The sequence below is a fragment of the Anaerocolumna sp. genome, from assembly GCF_032079385.1.
In the GTDB taxonomy this organism is placed as follows: domain Bacteria; phylum Bacillota; class Clostridia; order Lachnospirales; family Lachnospiraceae; genus Anaerocolumna.
On record NZ_DAMAUC010000002.1, the window covers coordinates 210,851 to 226,171 of the forward strand.

General features: G+C 34.5%; 16 protein-coding genes. 6 read left to right on the forward strand and 10 right to left on the reverse strand.

The window, feature by feature from the left end; all coding sequences use genetic code 11:
- Positions 1-166: 166 nt before the first annotated feature.
- Positions 167-1,774, reverse strand: a complete 1,608-nt coding sequence (locus RT261_RS02640; RefSeq protein ID WP_313129008.1) for an NAD(P)/FAD-dependent oxidoreductase — start codon at positions 1,772-1,774, stop codon at positions 167-169.
- A 47-nt stretch (positions 1,775-1,821) separates the two neighbouring features.
- Entirely contained in the window at positions 1,822-3,033 is a 1,212-nt protein-coding gene (locus tag RT261_RS02645; protein WP_313129009.1) for an NAD(P)/FAD-dependent oxidoreductase, read from the reverse strand.
- A 301-nt stretch (positions 3,034-3,334) separates the two neighbouring features.
- On the opposite strand from RT261_RS02645, the gene RT261_RS02650 reads away from it, so the two are divergent.
- A complete protein-coding gene (locus tag RT261_RS02650) occupies positions 3,335-3,700 on the forward strand; it encodes a putative signal transducing protein (RefSeq protein WP_313129012.1) in 366 nt (121 codons plus the stop codon).
- A 36-nt stretch (positions 3,701-3,736) separates the two neighbouring features.
- Positions 3,737-4,081: a hypothetical protein gene (locus tag RT261_RS02655; protein WP_313129014.1), complete on the forward strand. Its 345-nt coding sequence runs from the start codon at positions 3,737-3,739 to the stop codon at positions 4,079-4,081.
- A gap of 84 nt (positions 4,082-4,165) precedes the next feature.
- On the opposite strand, the gene RT261_RS02660 is transcribed toward RT261_RS02655, so the two are convergent.
- From RT261_RS02660 to RT261_RS02695, 8 genes are all read right to left on the reverse strand, one after another.
- The gene (locus RT261_RS02660) at positions 4,166-4,936 is read right to left on the reverse strand and encodes a BofC C-terminal domain-containing protein (protein WP_313129016.1); all 771 of its coding nucleotides are present in this window, start codon (positions 4,934-4,936) and stop codon (positions 4,166-4,168) included.
- Between the two features lie 67 nt (positions 4,937-5,003).
- The gene (locus RT261_RS02665; protein WP_313129018.1) at positions 5,004-6,623 is read right to left on the reverse strand and encodes a putative polysaccharide biosynthesis protein; all 1,620 of its coding nucleotides are present in this window, start codon (positions 6,621-6,623) and stop codon (positions 5,004-5,006) included.
- Between the two features lie 170 nt (positions 6,624-6,793).
- The gene (locus tag RT261_RS02670; RefSeq protein ID WP_313129021.1) at positions 6,794-7,882 is read right to left on the reverse strand and encodes a DUF3048 domain-containing protein; all 1,089 of its coding nucleotides are present in this window, start codon (positions 7,880-7,882) and stop codon (positions 6,794-6,796) included.
- Between the two features lie 72 nt (positions 7,883-7,954).
- On the reverse strand, positions 7,955-8,452 hold the full coding sequence (ybeY, locus tag RT261_RS02675) for an rRNA maturation RNase YbeY (protein WP_313129023.1): 498 nt from the start codon (positions 8,450-8,452) through the stop codon (positions 7,955-7,957).
- Between the two features lie 226 nt (positions 8,453-8,678).
- The gene (locus RT261_RS02680) at positions 8,679-9,974 is read right to left on the reverse strand and encodes an HDIG domain-containing metalloprotein (protein ID WP_313129025.1); all 1,296 of its coding nucleotides are present in this window, start codon (positions 9,972-9,974) and stop codon (positions 8,679-8,681) included.
- Between the two features lie 30 nt (positions 9,975-10,004).
- Positions 10,005-11,078 (reverse strand): PhoH family protein, encoded by a 1,074-nt coding sequence (locus tag RT261_RS02685; protein WP_313129027.1) that lies wholly within the window; start codon positions 11,076-11,078, stop codon positions 10,005-10,007.
- Positions 11,053-12,294, reverse strand: a complete 1,242-nt coding sequence (gene yqfD, locus RT261_RS02690; protein ID WP_313129030.1) for a sporulation protein YqfD — start codon at positions 12,292-12,294, stop codon at positions 11,053-11,055. Before yqfD ends, RT261_RS02685 begins: the two co-directional genes overlap by 26 nt.
- A 25-nt stretch (positions 12,295-12,319) precedes the next feature.
- Entirely contained in the window at positions 12,320-12,706 is a 387-nt protein-coding gene (locus tag RT261_RS02695) for a YabP/YqfC family sporulation protein (RefSeq protein WP_313129032.1), read from the reverse strand.
- 208 nt (positions 12,707-12,914) lie between these two features.
- On the opposite strand from RT261_RS02695, the gene RT261_RS02700 reads away from it, so the two are divergent.
- From RT261_RS02700 to RT261_RS02715, 4 genes are all read left to right on the forward strand, one after another.
- Positions 12,915-13,265 carry a TnpV protein gene (locus RT261_RS02700; protein ID WP_313129034.1) on the forward strand — a complete coding sequence of 117 codons (351 nt, stop codon included), beginning with the start codon at positions 12,915-12,917 and terminating at the stop codon, positions 13,263-13,265.
- A gap of 174 nt (positions 13,266-13,439) precedes the next feature.
- Positions 13,440-13,628: a helix-turn-helix domain-containing protein gene (locus RT261_RS02705; protein ID WP_313129036.1), complete on the forward strand. Its 189-nt coding sequence runs from the start codon at positions 13,440-13,442 to the stop codon at positions 13,626-13,628.
- The gene (locus RT261_RS02710; RefSeq protein ID WP_313129039.1) at positions 13,621-14,325 is read left to right on the forward strand and encodes a response regulator transcription factor; all 705 of its coding nucleotides are present in this window, start codon (positions 13,621-13,623) and stop codon (positions 14,323-14,325) included. The genes RT261_RS02705 and RT261_RS02710 overlap by 8 nt, the downstream gene beginning before the upstream one ends.
- Positions 14,322-15,245: a sensor histidine kinase gene (locus RT261_RS02715; RefSeq protein ID WP_313129040.1), complete on the forward strand. Its 924-nt coding sequence runs from the start codon at positions 14,322-14,324 to the stop codon at positions 15,243-15,245. The genes RT261_RS02710 and RT261_RS02715 overlap by 4 nt, the downstream gene beginning before the upstream one ends.
- The last annotated feature ends 76 nt before the right edge of the window (positions 15,246-15,321 follow it).

The window sequence follows — 15,321 nt, forward strand, 5'->3', positions numbered from 1 at the left end:
TGGTTACAGATGTGATACTGCCACAAATAAATAGATTGAAAGAAACACTTTGCGGCAGCCTTTCCATATCTTTATTTTCTTTCAATCTTCCAAACCTGATTCCCGTTACGTCATCTAAATAATGGACGAAAAGTTTCAGTATGAAATTTCAATGGATTCATTTTAGTTATCTATATCGCGAAGCAATTGCCTCATATACCTTTATGCCATCTATAGCTGCGGAAGTAATTCCACCTGCATAACCTGCCCCCTCTCCACAGGGATAAATTCCTGATATATTGGATTCAAATTGATCATTTCGAACAATTCGAATAGGTGAAGAAGTTCTGGACTCCACACCTGCAAGTATTGCTTCTTCGTCAGCAAATCCTGGTATCTTTTTATCAAATGCCTGAACACCTTCAATCAGGGTATCCGTAATATAATCCGGAAGGCATTCTCTTAGATTTGCAAATGTATACCGGCCCTTTATAATCGGCTTAATATGGCCTATTGTAACACTCTCTTGATTTCGGCACAAGTCTCCAAATAATTGAACCGGTATTACTCCCTTACCTATTTTATATGCTGCCCTCTCTAATATTCTTTGATATTCTACGCCGGATAGAGCTTCCGGAATATCATTGACTTTCGGAAAATCCTCTGGAGTAACGGTAACAATCAATGCACTATTTGCATTTTCTTCATCCCTGGCGTGATTGCTCATACCATTTACAACAAGACCTCCTTGTTCGGAGGAGGAATTAACAACAAAACCTCCCGGACACATACAAAAAGAATAGACACCTCTGCCAGAGCCTGCCTGATGACTTAATTTATAATCTGCCGCAGGTAATTTTTCGTATAAATCGCCATATTGATTGTGACTGATTAATTTTTGAGGATGCTGAATACGCACACCTACTGCAAATGATTTTTGTATCATGTCCAATCCCTTTTTGTATATTAATTCAAAAGTATCTCTTGCACTATGGCCAATGGCTAATACTAAAGTTTTGCAATGTAACACTTCTTTATGATTGAGTTCAACACCAGTTACCTGTCCCTTTTCTATAAATATATCAGTCAGACAGGTTCGAAATCTCACTTCTCCCCCTAATGCAATGATTTCCTTTCGAATACCTTGAACAACATCTTGTAATTTATCTGTTCCTATATGTGGTTTATTCAGATACAAAATTTCTTCCGGAGCCCCATGCTCTGCAAATATCTCAAGAACCTTACGGCCCCTTCCAAACTGGTCTTTGACTAAAGTATTTAATTTACCGTCGGAAAAAGTGCCTGCTCCCCCTTCTCCAAACTGAACATTAGAATTCTTATCTAACTCATTGGTTTTCCAAAAATCCTCCACAGCCTTCACACGGCATGATATTTCGTCTCCCCGCTCTATGATAATCGGAGCATAACCTTCTCTTGCTAACATCAATCCGCAGAACAATCCAGCGGGCCCAAAACCTGCAATTACAGGTCTGTATTTCAATTTTTCATTGCCGGTAGGTTTATAATTATACTTTTGTCTTTCACCTATTGTTATATTATTATTATGAAGTTTTTTAACTATTCTAACTTCATCCTTTACTTCCACTTCCACACTATATACATAATTGGTATTATGGATGGAGGATTCATTTTTCTTTCTGGCATCAATGGATTTCTTTACAATTGAAAAATGAATAATATCTGCTTCCTGTACTTTCAATTGTTTCACTATCTGTTTCTTTAAATCTTCCATTGTATGATCTATCTTTAATTTTAACTGGGTTATTTGGATCATAAATAAACCACGCTCCTTTCAAAGTCTAGTGATACATCCCCCCTATACTATAAGCTCATTCCTGCAACTGCTCCGGTAGACCAAGCCCATTGAAGATTATAGCCTCCACAGGTACCGTCCACATCAACAAGTTCACCGGTAAGGTAAAGTCCTTTCACTAGTTTCGATTCCATAGTAGTTGGTGTAATCTCTGCAGTATTCACCCCGCCTGCACTTACCTGTGCCTGCTCAAAAGAATTCGTCTCAGAAATAGGAATCTTCCATTCTTTTATCTGATTCACTAAATCTGTGATGTATTTCTTATTTACTTTTTCGCAAAATAAATCAGGTTCTATTCCAGCTTCCTTTAACATGACAAAAACTAATTTATTATTAAATAATCCTACCATAGATTCTTCTGCTGTTCTCTTGGGATTGATTTTCATTCTTTCCGTAATTAGATCAAATGTTTCTTTCCAATTAAGGGATGGTAAGAAATCTATCTTTAAAGTAACTTTCTTACTTTCATTTATTGCTTTTGCTGCAAATCTGCTTAATTGAAAGATAGGTATGCCGGATACCCCATAATTAGCTATGAGCAGTTCCCCCTTCTCTTCTGCCGCAAATCTATCATTTACAAATAACTGAATATAAACTTCTGTTCTGACACCTGCTAAAGTTTTAAAATACTTTTCTTTTGACTTTAACTGCACCAAAGCCGGCAGTGGTTTTACAAGCTTATGTCCCAATTCTTTTGCTAACAGATACCCGCTTCCGTCAGAACCATGATTAGGTGACGCACAGCCTCCTGCTGCCAGAATCACCTTATCCGCTGTAAAATCACCCTTATTGGTATTAAGTTTAAATGTATTATTAACCTTTTGGATGTGCTCTACATGTACATCCAAAGAAATATTTACTTTTAATCTCTTTAATTCCATCTCCAAAACCTGAACTACAGAAGCCGCCTGTTCAGAATTAGGATAGACATACCCGTCTCTTTCTTTTGGATATATACCTAATTGACGGAAAAAATCTATAGTTTCATGAACACCAAAAACAGATAGAACTTTCATAGGAAAGGTACTGTCATTACTCCTATAACACTCCGGTAACTGAACTAAGTTGGTATAATTACACTTTCCATTACCGGTGGCTAATATCTTTTTACCAATTTTATCTTTATGCTCTATAATAGTGACCTTATGCCCTCCTCTTGCAGCAAAAATCCCTGCCGCCAAGCCTGATGCACCGCCGCCAACAATTAACACATTACTCATAGAGGAACTCCTCTCAAACAAGCTATTTTTTCATTACTCTATATTTTAACCGCACCCACTTATTATTTCAAGTATAATTATAAAGTGATTATTTATCCTGTCATATACGATTCTGTAGCAAATACATATTAAACTTGCCAAGAAATGAAAAACCATGCTGATTATCTTTAAATATTTTGATAAGGAATGCATTTTAGAGAAAAATATATTTAATACGGATAATAAATCTATTTGCAGTTTCCAAGTTTTGTATTATAATAAAATTAACTATTGTTCTAATAATAGACCAGGAGGTGAATTCATGATAACGGATCCGGTTAAGATTAAATCAGCTTTAAGTAATATAGATGCTGAACTTATTATTAATTTGCTCCACAATAATAATATTACCTGTTTTAAAAAGAGCAGAGGTTCAGGCGGATATATGAATATTTATATGGGATATTCCGTATATGGAGAAGATATTTATGTAGATAAAAGCGATTATGAAAAAGCAAACCAATTATTAAATGAAATAGCCGATGCTAAAGAACTTATACCGGAAGAGCAGGATAATGACATTGCTCCCGTGCCCTTCTACAAAAACCCAAAAATAATTGCAAGAATTTTATTAATTACAATGCTTGGAGGAATGCTATTAACGGTTATATTGAATATTATATATTAAACGCTACTATGATGCATAGAGTAAAAGGAGGAAAATATGATCAATGTTAGCATCGGACTAATCTGTTTAGGAATGTCTATCTTTATTTTGTTTTTTTCACCTAAAGAAAGTTATAAAAATAATGCATTAGGATATAAATCCCCACAATTAAACACTCACAAAAACATCTGGTTCTGGACAAATAAATGCTTTGGTCTTCTAGCTTTACCTGGCTCCATTCTGTATTTATTAATCTCCATAATTTTAGTATTAACCGGGCATGTAGAATTCTCAACAGCAATGAACAGATATTTATTAATATACATTGGATCATCTATAATCATAACAGAGATATATGGGCTCACCAAAAAGATAAATGATAAAAAGAATGTTCACCGTTAAATGAACAAAAATTAGGAATGTTACAATTACTAAATAAATTGTAACATTCCTTTAAATTTCATCAGCAAACCCTACTTTTTTATTTCAGCTGGAGTAATTCTCCAATATGGAATACAACTCTTCTTCATCTTTTACAAATATACCTTCTTCCAGTTTTAATTGCTCATATTGAGTTAAATGATCAACTGTAACTTCTGTATATTCATATATTGTTTTTTGATCACCATAATAAACAACAATTTTGCCGTTTTGAGATTTTAGAAAGAACTGATTCTCCACCAAATCTTTATTATATGTTTTTCGTAATGTGACCTTTTTTCCGGAGAAAGTTAATAGTTCAAAGGATGTTAATCCATTTCTAAACTCATCAAAATTTAAGTCGTTCATATAATTATGAAGATATTCAATAACTTGCATACGAGTTAATCCAACTAAGTAACTTGGTACTTTTAATTCTTCTTCCGCCATATCACCGGTAGTAATATCATAGGTTTGTAATACATATTGGGTGCTTGGTAATATAATGGCTTCATCAACCGTATCAACGGTCATTGTACTTTCTTCCGGCTCCTGACTGTTTGTAGTGTTTGCAGCATTAGAATTGTTCATATTCACAGTACTGTTATTGGTTTGTCCATTATTAACATTTTGTGCTGTATTTGTAGAAGTACCTTCTTTATCAATTTGCAGAAACCCGTTTTGTTCTAAAGATAGTATTAAGTCTTTATTTCGTTCTACTGCATTTTCATTAAATTTCCTCAGGGCATTCTGATAACTTAAAAAATAACACACCGAGAACATGACTGCCAAAGAAAAAAAACTAATGAAATACACAAATGCCTTCTTGATTTTCACAAAAATCACTCCTTTGCATTAAGTATTCACTAGTTTTCCCATAATATACAAAACTGATATGAAATAATTACAGCAAATGAAATTTATTTGCATACCGGATAATGGTTCTTCCCATAGGCATTTCATAAAGTTCCTCTTCTGTAACTGTTTTTGTAACTAATATAAGTATACCATAACTTAATATAGCAATTAAAATTGCAGCTATCGTACTAATAAAATTGCTCTTTAATAAACTATGTAAACCGAAATAACTAAAGTAAGCAATAGCTCCCATAATAACTGCACAAACTCCTGGCATAACAAAAGTTTTTATAACTTCTTGCTTATAGTTTAAATATCGTTTTACTGCAAACCAGTTTAATATGCAAACCATTAGTCCAAAAACAACAGTTCCAATTACAAGACTATATATGCCCAAATTAAATACCTGTAATAAGACATATACCAAAATTGCATGGAGCACTAAAGATATCCCGGAATGAATGACCGGAATATTCATTTTGTTGATTCCTTGTAATACTGCACTGGAGATAGTAGACAAAGACAGAAAGACCACTGCTATAGCTCCTATATATAATAAATTAGCAGGCAGACTGCGGCTGTCATGAAATAGTAATTGCAGAATTGGAGATGCCAATACTCCTAAGCCAACTGCGGAAGGCATGGCAATAAGCATGTTGATTTTAATAACCGAATGAACCTTGTCCTTTATTTCCAAGTTATTTCCCATTACTTTTGCAGATGCAATTCCGGGTACTATAGTAGCCGCTAAAGCAGATGCAATAGAAACCGGCACATTAATTAACATATTATATTTACGTCCATATATTCCAAGCAATGCACTTCTTTCCTCCCCAATCAGCCCCTTGCTTGCCATTACATGTCCAAATATAGCATTGTCTATGACAGAACTTAAATGATATACTGTTTGACTTAAAATAACAGGTATTAACGTAATAAATAGAACTGAAAATATATCAGAATACCCCTCTGTATATCCAACTTTATCTTTCCTTAATTGTTTATCAAGAATAGGTTTATATAAAGCAAAAACCAAAGCTAAAAACACTAAGGCTATGCATGCGCCAAAAAAGGTTCCTAAAGTTCCCCCTGCTGCGCCATATGCTGCAATATCATCAGATGCACTATGGGATTTCATTAAATAGTAAGCAGCAATTAAACTTACTATGGCATTAACGATTTGTTCAAGTATCTGTGAAATTGCAGTTGGTATCATGGTATTCTTTCCCTGAAAAAAGCCCCTTAAAACACCCATTATCGCAAATACAAATATAGTAGGTGCCAATACCCTAAGGGGCATAGCACTCCTTATTTCATCATATATAACAGTAGCCAGAAAACCAGAGCCAAAATATATAACTAGAGAAGTAATGGTTCCCACTACAAATGCAAAACCCATCGCGCACAAGAATACCCGATAGGAATTGCGATATTCCTTTTTGCCACTTCGCTGTGAAACCAGTTTTGATACTGCTAATGGTAAACTATAAGAGGATATAATTAATGCAATATTATAGATATCGAAGGCATTTTTATAGTACCCCATCCCCTCGTCTCCTATCATATTGGTTAAAGGTATACCATATAGCAGACCAATTAACCGGACTAATATAGAGGAGACCGCTAAAATACTCCCTTGTACCAAAAAACTATTCTTCTTACCCATGATTCCTCCAATAGTAAATTACATTTCTTTTGTATATTTCTAAGTATTTTATCAAAATGTACAATAATTGATGTTTCATTAATTATTGAAAGCTTGTCTTGAAATCCTATAATAGACTTCCTGTATCATCCTAATTCATTATTTCTTTAATGTATTATATTCCAACTATATTATTCCATCACCACTTCACCGGTTTTACTGGTTCTGTCATTGGGGAACACAGCGATATAAGTTTTACCGGGATTTATAGTTAATTTTTTACCGGAAGCATCTAAATACTGTAATGACCGATCTGCTTCCTTCATAGTCCAAGTAATTTCTACCGCTTTTCCATTGGTAATATAATACCCCTTGCCACTGGAATTCTCAATGTCCATGGTTTGATAGTCATTCTTATCAATATCCCATTCCTTTACAAACTGAACAATGATATTTTTAAAAGTTAATTGTTTACCTGTATTATAGTCTGTATGTTCCTTGTCAAATTGAAAACGTTTATATACTTTATCTTTACTGTCGTAAGTAAAATAAGGAGAGTTATAATTAGAAAATGGTATGGTTATTTTCTCTGCATTCATACTGCTGCTTAAATCCGTATCTTTTTCAAAGAACTGAAAATTACCTTCAAACCCATTTTTATAATTTCTTTCATATCCTTTTATTTCAACACCTTTTAAAATTTTATCCTTACTGGTAAATGCATTGTGAGGTGCTTTAATAGATTTATCACGGTAATATACTGTATTACCAACGCCAGTCAGCCCATCCAAATCATTGATTCCTAATTTATTCATTTTCTTCTTGGCATAAGTTGTTTCACCAAAGTGAAGATATATAGCATCAAAAGCATCCGCAAAATTTACATAATAATGTCTTGCACTACGCACGGAGCCGATTCTTTCTTCATTCAGATTCTGTTCTTCAAATATTCCCATAAGTCTGGTGATACCGCCTTCTACAATTGCTTCGTATAAAACAGAAGCCTCTGATATACCACTTTGAGGAGAAGCCAATTTCAAATTGTTAAACATAAGGGCATAAGGCCTTTTATCACCATATTCCTTGGGAATCCATAAACCTGTTAATTTACTTTTCACTTCATTATCATGATTTTCCGGTTCTTCAGTTGGAGTAGGCGTTAAAGTTGCTGTAGGAGTAGGTGTCACTTGATTTAAATCTTCTGCGGGCCCTTTCTTCTTACAAGCAATTAAAAAACAAGCTGTTATAGTTAATAATAATAGTAAAATTCTCTTTTTCATATAATGTAAATTCCTTTCAAATACGTTTATTCTGATGTTCATTTATTATAAAATATCTTTCTCTTTTTATTATTACCTATAAATCTTAAGTTCTTCCAGTACTTGTCTTTGTTTTTCTTCCATTACGTTTCTTTCCACTTCTTCCATATGATCATACCCAAATAAATGCAGCATGCTGTGTGCTGTTAAGAATGCAAGTTCTCTTTCTTCAGAATGCCCGTATTCCGAAGCCTGCTCCATTACCTTTTCAACAGAAATGATAATGTCTCCAAGTAATAATTCTCCTGTTTCGGGATTAAACGAATCATTATCTTCGTCCTCTAGTATAGAAAAATCACCTGGGGTTTCATATTCTATCATAGGAAAAGACAGCACATCCGTAGGAGCATCTATATTCCGGTATTCTTTATTAATATCACAAATTTCTTTATTATCCGTCAGTATTACGTTTAATTCAATATCATATGGACACTCTTCTAAATCAAGTGCCTTATCCACTACTTTGGGTATAATGGATTCATAATCAAGTTGTAATTTGATTTCTGTTTCGTATTCTAAATTTAAGGTCATGGTGCCATCCTTCCATTCTTATTACTCTCTAGTAAAATTATTTTCACATAATATGTTTCTATACGTATATCATTTGTTTTCTTAAAATGATATCATAGCAAATTAAATTTGTTCTTACAAAAGTGATTCGTACGCATTAGATTATCTCTTAATAAATGCTTCATACGAATTTACAATTACCCCTCATTAAGTGATTCATACGAATTTACAATTATCTCTTATAAGGCTATTCCATATGTAAATAAAAATTCTTTAACACATTATATTCTTTAACAGAAAGACCTGATTGGTCCAGGCTTCCTTTGGCTAAACGCATCTGAAATACGTTATTCACAATTTTCCCATAAGAAATTGTCTCGCCTTGTTGTGACTGTTCCGCTATTTTCTTATTCATTTGTATTATGTACTCTTTCATTGACATAATGCTTATGGTAAGCATTACTATAGCCGCCTCCGGAGATTGAGGCTTTTCATAATTCATATTATGCTGGCGGATAATATCTGAAATAGCTTGTGGAAGGTGATAGGCTTCTGCAAGTTTTATTCCCTCTTCAACATACTGCTTTCCTTCTAATCTTCCTATTTGATGATAATAACCTCCAGCTTTTGCAATAGCCTCATTAGCATGAATGGTCTTTGCTGCAACGGCAGATATTTCGCCAATCTGAATTGATTGGTTATATATTTTATCAGAATAGTCCTTTAATTTATCTAACAAGGGAAAATCTAACTGCAAGACTTCCTCCAATGTATGATTTCCATCCTCGTCTGTTAATTGAACCGCTTTATTCAATAAACCCTCGTCCAGTAAATCTATATTAGGGATCTCCAATGTAGCAGCAATTTCATCCAAATTTCCTTTATCTTTCTCCTCTGTCCATTTCTCATAAATATAATGAACTCCATAAGTAATTCCGATTACTCCTGCGCTTGACAATAAGGATAAGACTGCATCTATATTCATAGTATCCCATAACATAAAATTATTCATAATTAACAGCAAAGTAACCTGAATGGAAAGAACGATTATCATGGTAATGCTCAGGGTATTCACTTTTTTCATAGAATCCGACAAAAGGCACATTAAAGTTCCCACAATTAATAAATACACTAAAATTTCAATGCTTATTTGACCTATAAAGCCTGCAAAGAAGGTTACATTATACGTAAATATCAATCCTAAATGCATATCAAATAAAGCAGCGATAATAATCCCGCCAACCATCCAAAGATGTATTTCGTCGTTATTTCTAGTTAACATGGCAATGAGAAAGGAAATAAAATAACAGGCTATAATAAAGTTTCTAAAATAAGGAAGTCCATCTAATTTCAGATTGAAACTATGAACATAAAAAGCCGTTATGGATAGTAGTACTAAGATCAGGATGCATAGCTTTAGAATATCAATAGGGGTTGTCCCTTCCAAATATCCCAAAGCAACCATCATAATAGCCGACAAAAGTCCCAAAATAACCCACATGGTTTTCATGGATAGTCCAATTTTTGATAATATATTTCTCACATTCGTTCCTCCGTGCTTATCAATGGTACCTTACAATTTTCTTCCTTTGTTTTTTTTATCCCTTGGTTTTGGACTTCTGATTTTATAATTTTTAAAAGACTTTCCTTCTACCTTGCCGTTATCCGGATTTTTTGCCATTCCTCTGCTCAGCCTTGTTTCATAATTTTCATATGCCATTACAATTTTTTGTACCAGAGGATGTCTTACAACGTCCTGACCGGTTAAGAAAGAGAAGCCAATATCGTCAATTTTACTTAATACCTTTATAGCTACGTCAAGACCCGATTGTGCTCCAGAAGGTAAGTCCTTCTGTGATAAATCGCCGGTAACCACCACTTTAGAACCAAATCCGATACGTGTTAAAAACATCTTCATCTGGGCAGGTGTGGTATTTTGAGCTTCATCTAATATAATAAATGCATTGTCTAAAGTTCTGCCTCGCATGTATGCAAGAGGAGCCACTTCAATCAGGCCCTTTTCCGTATTTTTTAAATATCCTTCCGCTCCCATAATCTGATATAGTGCATCATATAACGGCCTTAAATAGGGATCTACCTTACTTTGTAAATCCCCAGGTAAAAACCCTAATTTCTCACCTGCTTCAATAGCAGGTCTGGTTAAGATAATCTTACTTACTTCGTCGTTCTTAAATGCGGTTATGGCCATTGCCATAGCAAGATAAGTCTTACCTGTTCCGGCGGGACCAACACCAAAAGTAATCATCTTCTTACGAATTTGATCTACATAAGATTTTTGTCCTAATGTTTTTGGTTTAATTGGTTTTCCGGATATGGTATGGCAGATTAAATCCTGATCTATTTCTACAATGGCCGCTTCTTTATCTTCAACGCTTAACGCCAATGCATAGTTTACATTTTGTTCTGTTATGGCATTACCTCTTCTTGAGAGTTCCACCAGCTGACTGAATATATTTTTGGCTTTGTTTGCATTATCTCCTTCGCCAATTACTTTTACTTCACCATTTCTTGCAATTACAGTTACATTTAGTGCTTTCTCTATTATTTTTACATATTCATCGAATTGACCGAATATATTTTTCTCGTGTTCTGCAGGTATGTCAATTTTGATTTCCAGTAGACTCATCGCTTTCTATACTCCTCCACTCACTGTCGTCGATTGTTTTGTAATCTTTGATTGATTCTTCTACAATAATTTTGCCCTTTGCAGTACAATAATTATTCTTAACAGATAGTTCAACTTTGTTTTCAAGTATAACAACACCCTGTTTCATTAAATCTCCAAGATATCTTTCTAATCTGTTTTTCCCAAGTTCCAATGCTTCTTCTTTTGTATATATTTTAGATACTTCAACATATTCTCTGTAATTCATTTTTAAATAGCTTAAGGGAAGATAAAAATTGTCTGACAAATGCAACGTAGATTCGTTTACAATTATATCATACTTACCATACATAATTCTAGGATTATATAAATTAAATTTCTTAAGAAAAAATGATAGTCCATATCCGGATTTTATTTTACCAGTATACTGTTTTTGTGTGTATTTTAGTGAAAAGGTATCTTCATAATCATAATATGATTTTCCTTCCATATCAGCATCTGCAATAACCGCTCTTTTCGTTAGTAGTATGTCATTATCACCGATAATATTTACCACACCGGATACTAATATATCACCTTTTTTTACAACTGAACCAACCTCCACCATAGGAGTTCCAGTTCTCGTAACAATTTTGGTAATGATAGCATCCTTTGAAGCAACAATATGGCAAGGTTCTGTGGCCGTTACAGCCGGAGCCGGCATATTGGTTTCCGTTATTTTTATTATTAACCTGGTTCCTTTAATTTCTGCAGATACCCAGCCAATATCACGATAGGTACCCCGAATCAGCTCCTCAATTTCCTGACAATCCACATTCTTTTTCTGTATTCCCATATACACTTCATTCTTTTTCAAAAATTTGATCATAGCTTCTTCGGTGTAAGAATGCCCACCTAATATACTGATGTCCCAAATAAATAAAGAAAGCACATAAAGAATAAAACAAAAAAGAAGGATTCCCAATAAAAATCCCTTTCTGTTTTTATATTGTTGGACTAGAAAAGGTAATCCTTGTCTTCTTTTTATTAAGGGTATCGTACCTGTTTTTCGAGCGACGGGCTTTAATTTTTTATAATCTTTGATCATAATATAGCATTCATAATCTCCATCAACATTTTGCAGGTTCCATAGAAATATGCCCCGGTTACTGCAAAGATTAATAAAACGTTCAGGAGATTGCCCTTTTAGTCTTATAAGCAGGTAACCTCGAATCCAGCGAAATAGCTTAACAAGCATGCTTAAGCCTCCATTTTTCTGAGTATTATGGCCGTTGCAAATCTTTTCCTGTAACAAAATCAATACTGAATATCATACCTATAATTTTCATTTCATCGTTGGTAAAATACTCTATATTTAGATTTTTACCTTCAATATTTATTCTTCCGATTTTTGTTAATATACGGATTGATTTGCTGTTATATTCCAAAATGCCTTTATAATTTTCTATATATAATTCATTTCTTCCGATTGCCGTAACAATCGGTGCTCCTGCTAACATATCCGAAGGCAGACGCAGCTGATTGGAAAGGCTTTCAAGATAGGTAATTCTCTCCGCCTTTTCTTGTTTTTTGGCTTTATTTATAGAATCATATAATTCTTTATGATTTTTTTCCTTATTTTTTTTATGACTAGACTTGAACTTTTTCATCCATACCTCTTTGCACAAATCCTGTACTATTATAGAATATATGGTGTTATGGCATGTCATATTCGTAATTTTTATAAGGACACCAAAAACAAAGGAGAATCCCTTTTGCAGTCCTCCAATAAGGATGTTTACGAAAATCATAATTGTTTCGCGTACAGCCGAACGATACCGATGAATTGTAAATAATCTTTATTGGAGGATTTGCTTTATGGCAAAGTTTGAATTTGAATATACAGAGATTAACGGGCTATTGTATCCCAACTTCGAAATTGGCGGCAAAGCCGAGCTTGATAATTTAGGGAAGTATGGACGACTCCGCTTAAATTACCTTCACGAACAAAAGCCAGGAATGTACAGGGAAATGCTTCTGACTGGCAAACTGGCAGAGCATTGTACTACCATTGATAAGGCTGCGTTCGAATTGGCAGAACGGATCAGAGCCGACTTTCTGAAAGTTCATCCTATGCCGGAGGAGAATACACTGGAGCGTATCCAAATTTCTACACAATCTCAAATGATAGCGGATGAGATGGTTATTGCTGAGTTGATATGTGTATAAGATCATTAAGCGCTCACAGGTTTGACCCTGTGGGCGCTTGGTCGTTACGCTTACAACTTTTCTTCTTTGATGGCAATTTTGCAGAAAGTTCAAACCCCTTAAAAATGTACACGCTTGAATTTTTCGATATCTCGAAATATAATAGAATAAAAAACTATTTAAGGTGGTGTTAAAGTGGAGTATTTAACAGTTAAAGAAGCCGGGGAAAAATGGGGTATTACTGCTCACATGGTAAGTTACTATTGTTCTGCGGGGCGAATACCCAGAGCGATAAAGAAAGGAAATCTATGGCTTATCCCTTTGGATGCAGATAAGCCAGAAGATGGGCGCATAAAGCGAAAGGAGGAGGATTGCATTGAATAATAAAATTTTGGTAATTGATGATGACAAAGAACTTTGTACCTTGATACAAAAATATGCAGGACAGGAAAACCTACATACTGATGTTGCTTATACAGGCACAGACGGATTAAAAAAGGCTGGTGAAAATACCTATCAGCTAATCGTTATAGACGTTATGCTGCCTGAATTGGATGGCTTTAGTTTGCTCTCTGAAATTCGTAAAGCAAGCATGGTTCCTATCTTAATGCTTACCGCTAAAAGTGGAGAACAGGACAAAGTGAAAGGCTTGCGTATTGGTGCAGATGATTATTTGACTAAGCCTTTCAGTATCAATGAATTAACTGCCAGAATAATTTCTCTTGTGCGCCGTTATACGACCTTGAACCCGTCCATAGTTTCACCACTACCGACAATTACCCTTAAAAATATGACGATAGATACGGAAAACCGAATTGTATCTATCAATGAGATACCTGTTGAACTGACCGGAAAAGAGTTTGATTTGCTTTTCTTTTTTGCATCTAACCCCGGACGGATATTTACAAAGAGGCAGGTTTATACGAATGTTTGGGAAGATGATTATGCTTTTGATGATAACAATATCATGTCTTTTATAAGCAAGTTGCGGAAAAAGATTGAGCCAAATGCAAATAACCCTTTTTATATACAAACGGTTCGGGGCGTTGGATATCGTTTTAATAAGGAGGCTTCCCTATGAACATAGTGCATTTGCTGATTGGAGTGATTGCGGCACTTGTTTTTATTGTCTGTTTGCTCATTGCTAAGATTTTCTATGAAAAAAAGAAATTAGACGATATTGTTTCAGTCTTAGAGGATATAGAACAAGGGAACCTGAATCGGCGGGTTCTCACTTTTGATAATGATATGACTTCAAATATCTGTTATAAAATCAACTCTATTGTATCAAATTGCAAAGAGCAGTTAATGCAAAATACCAATATCGAACAAGCCAACAGACAGATTATGACCAGCTTATCCCATGATGTAAAAACACCTCTTACCTCTTTAATCGGATATTTGGATGCTATCCAAAGTGGTGTAGTCTTAGGGGAAGAAAAGGAAAGTTACGTTGGGATTGCTTGGCGTAAGGCGTATGATCTGAAAGAATATGTGGATACGCTGTTTGAGTGGTTCAAACTAAATTCTAATGAACGGCAATTTGATTTTAAGCTCGTTGATATAAACGAACTGACAAGGAATATTGTCATTGAATGGATACCTCAATTTGAAAAAAGCGGTATTGCCTACGAAATCTCTATTGATGATGAAGAATTATATTTATCACTTGATATCAGTGCCTATACCCGGATTATAAGCAATTTGATACATAATGCCATTCTGCATAGCGGTGGAACTGTAATTGAAATTCGCATTGTAAAGGATAAAAATGAGGCAATTATATCTATTATTGATAATGGAAAAGGCATCCCCACAAGTAGTCTCCCTTATATTTTTGACAGGCTTTATAAATATGACGAAGCACGCAATACGAAAGGCAGCGGCTTAGGACTATCAATCGTACAAGAGCTTGTAAAAGCCCATAAGGGAAAGATAGCTGTTGAAAGTGTTCCATTGATTAACACTGCTTTTCATGTGTATCTCCCTTTTAATGATTAAAACAAGAAAAACGCAAGGTTGCAGTAAGGTTTTGGCAAGGTTCGTGCTTTAGAATAATAGGAAAAGGAGGTTAGCA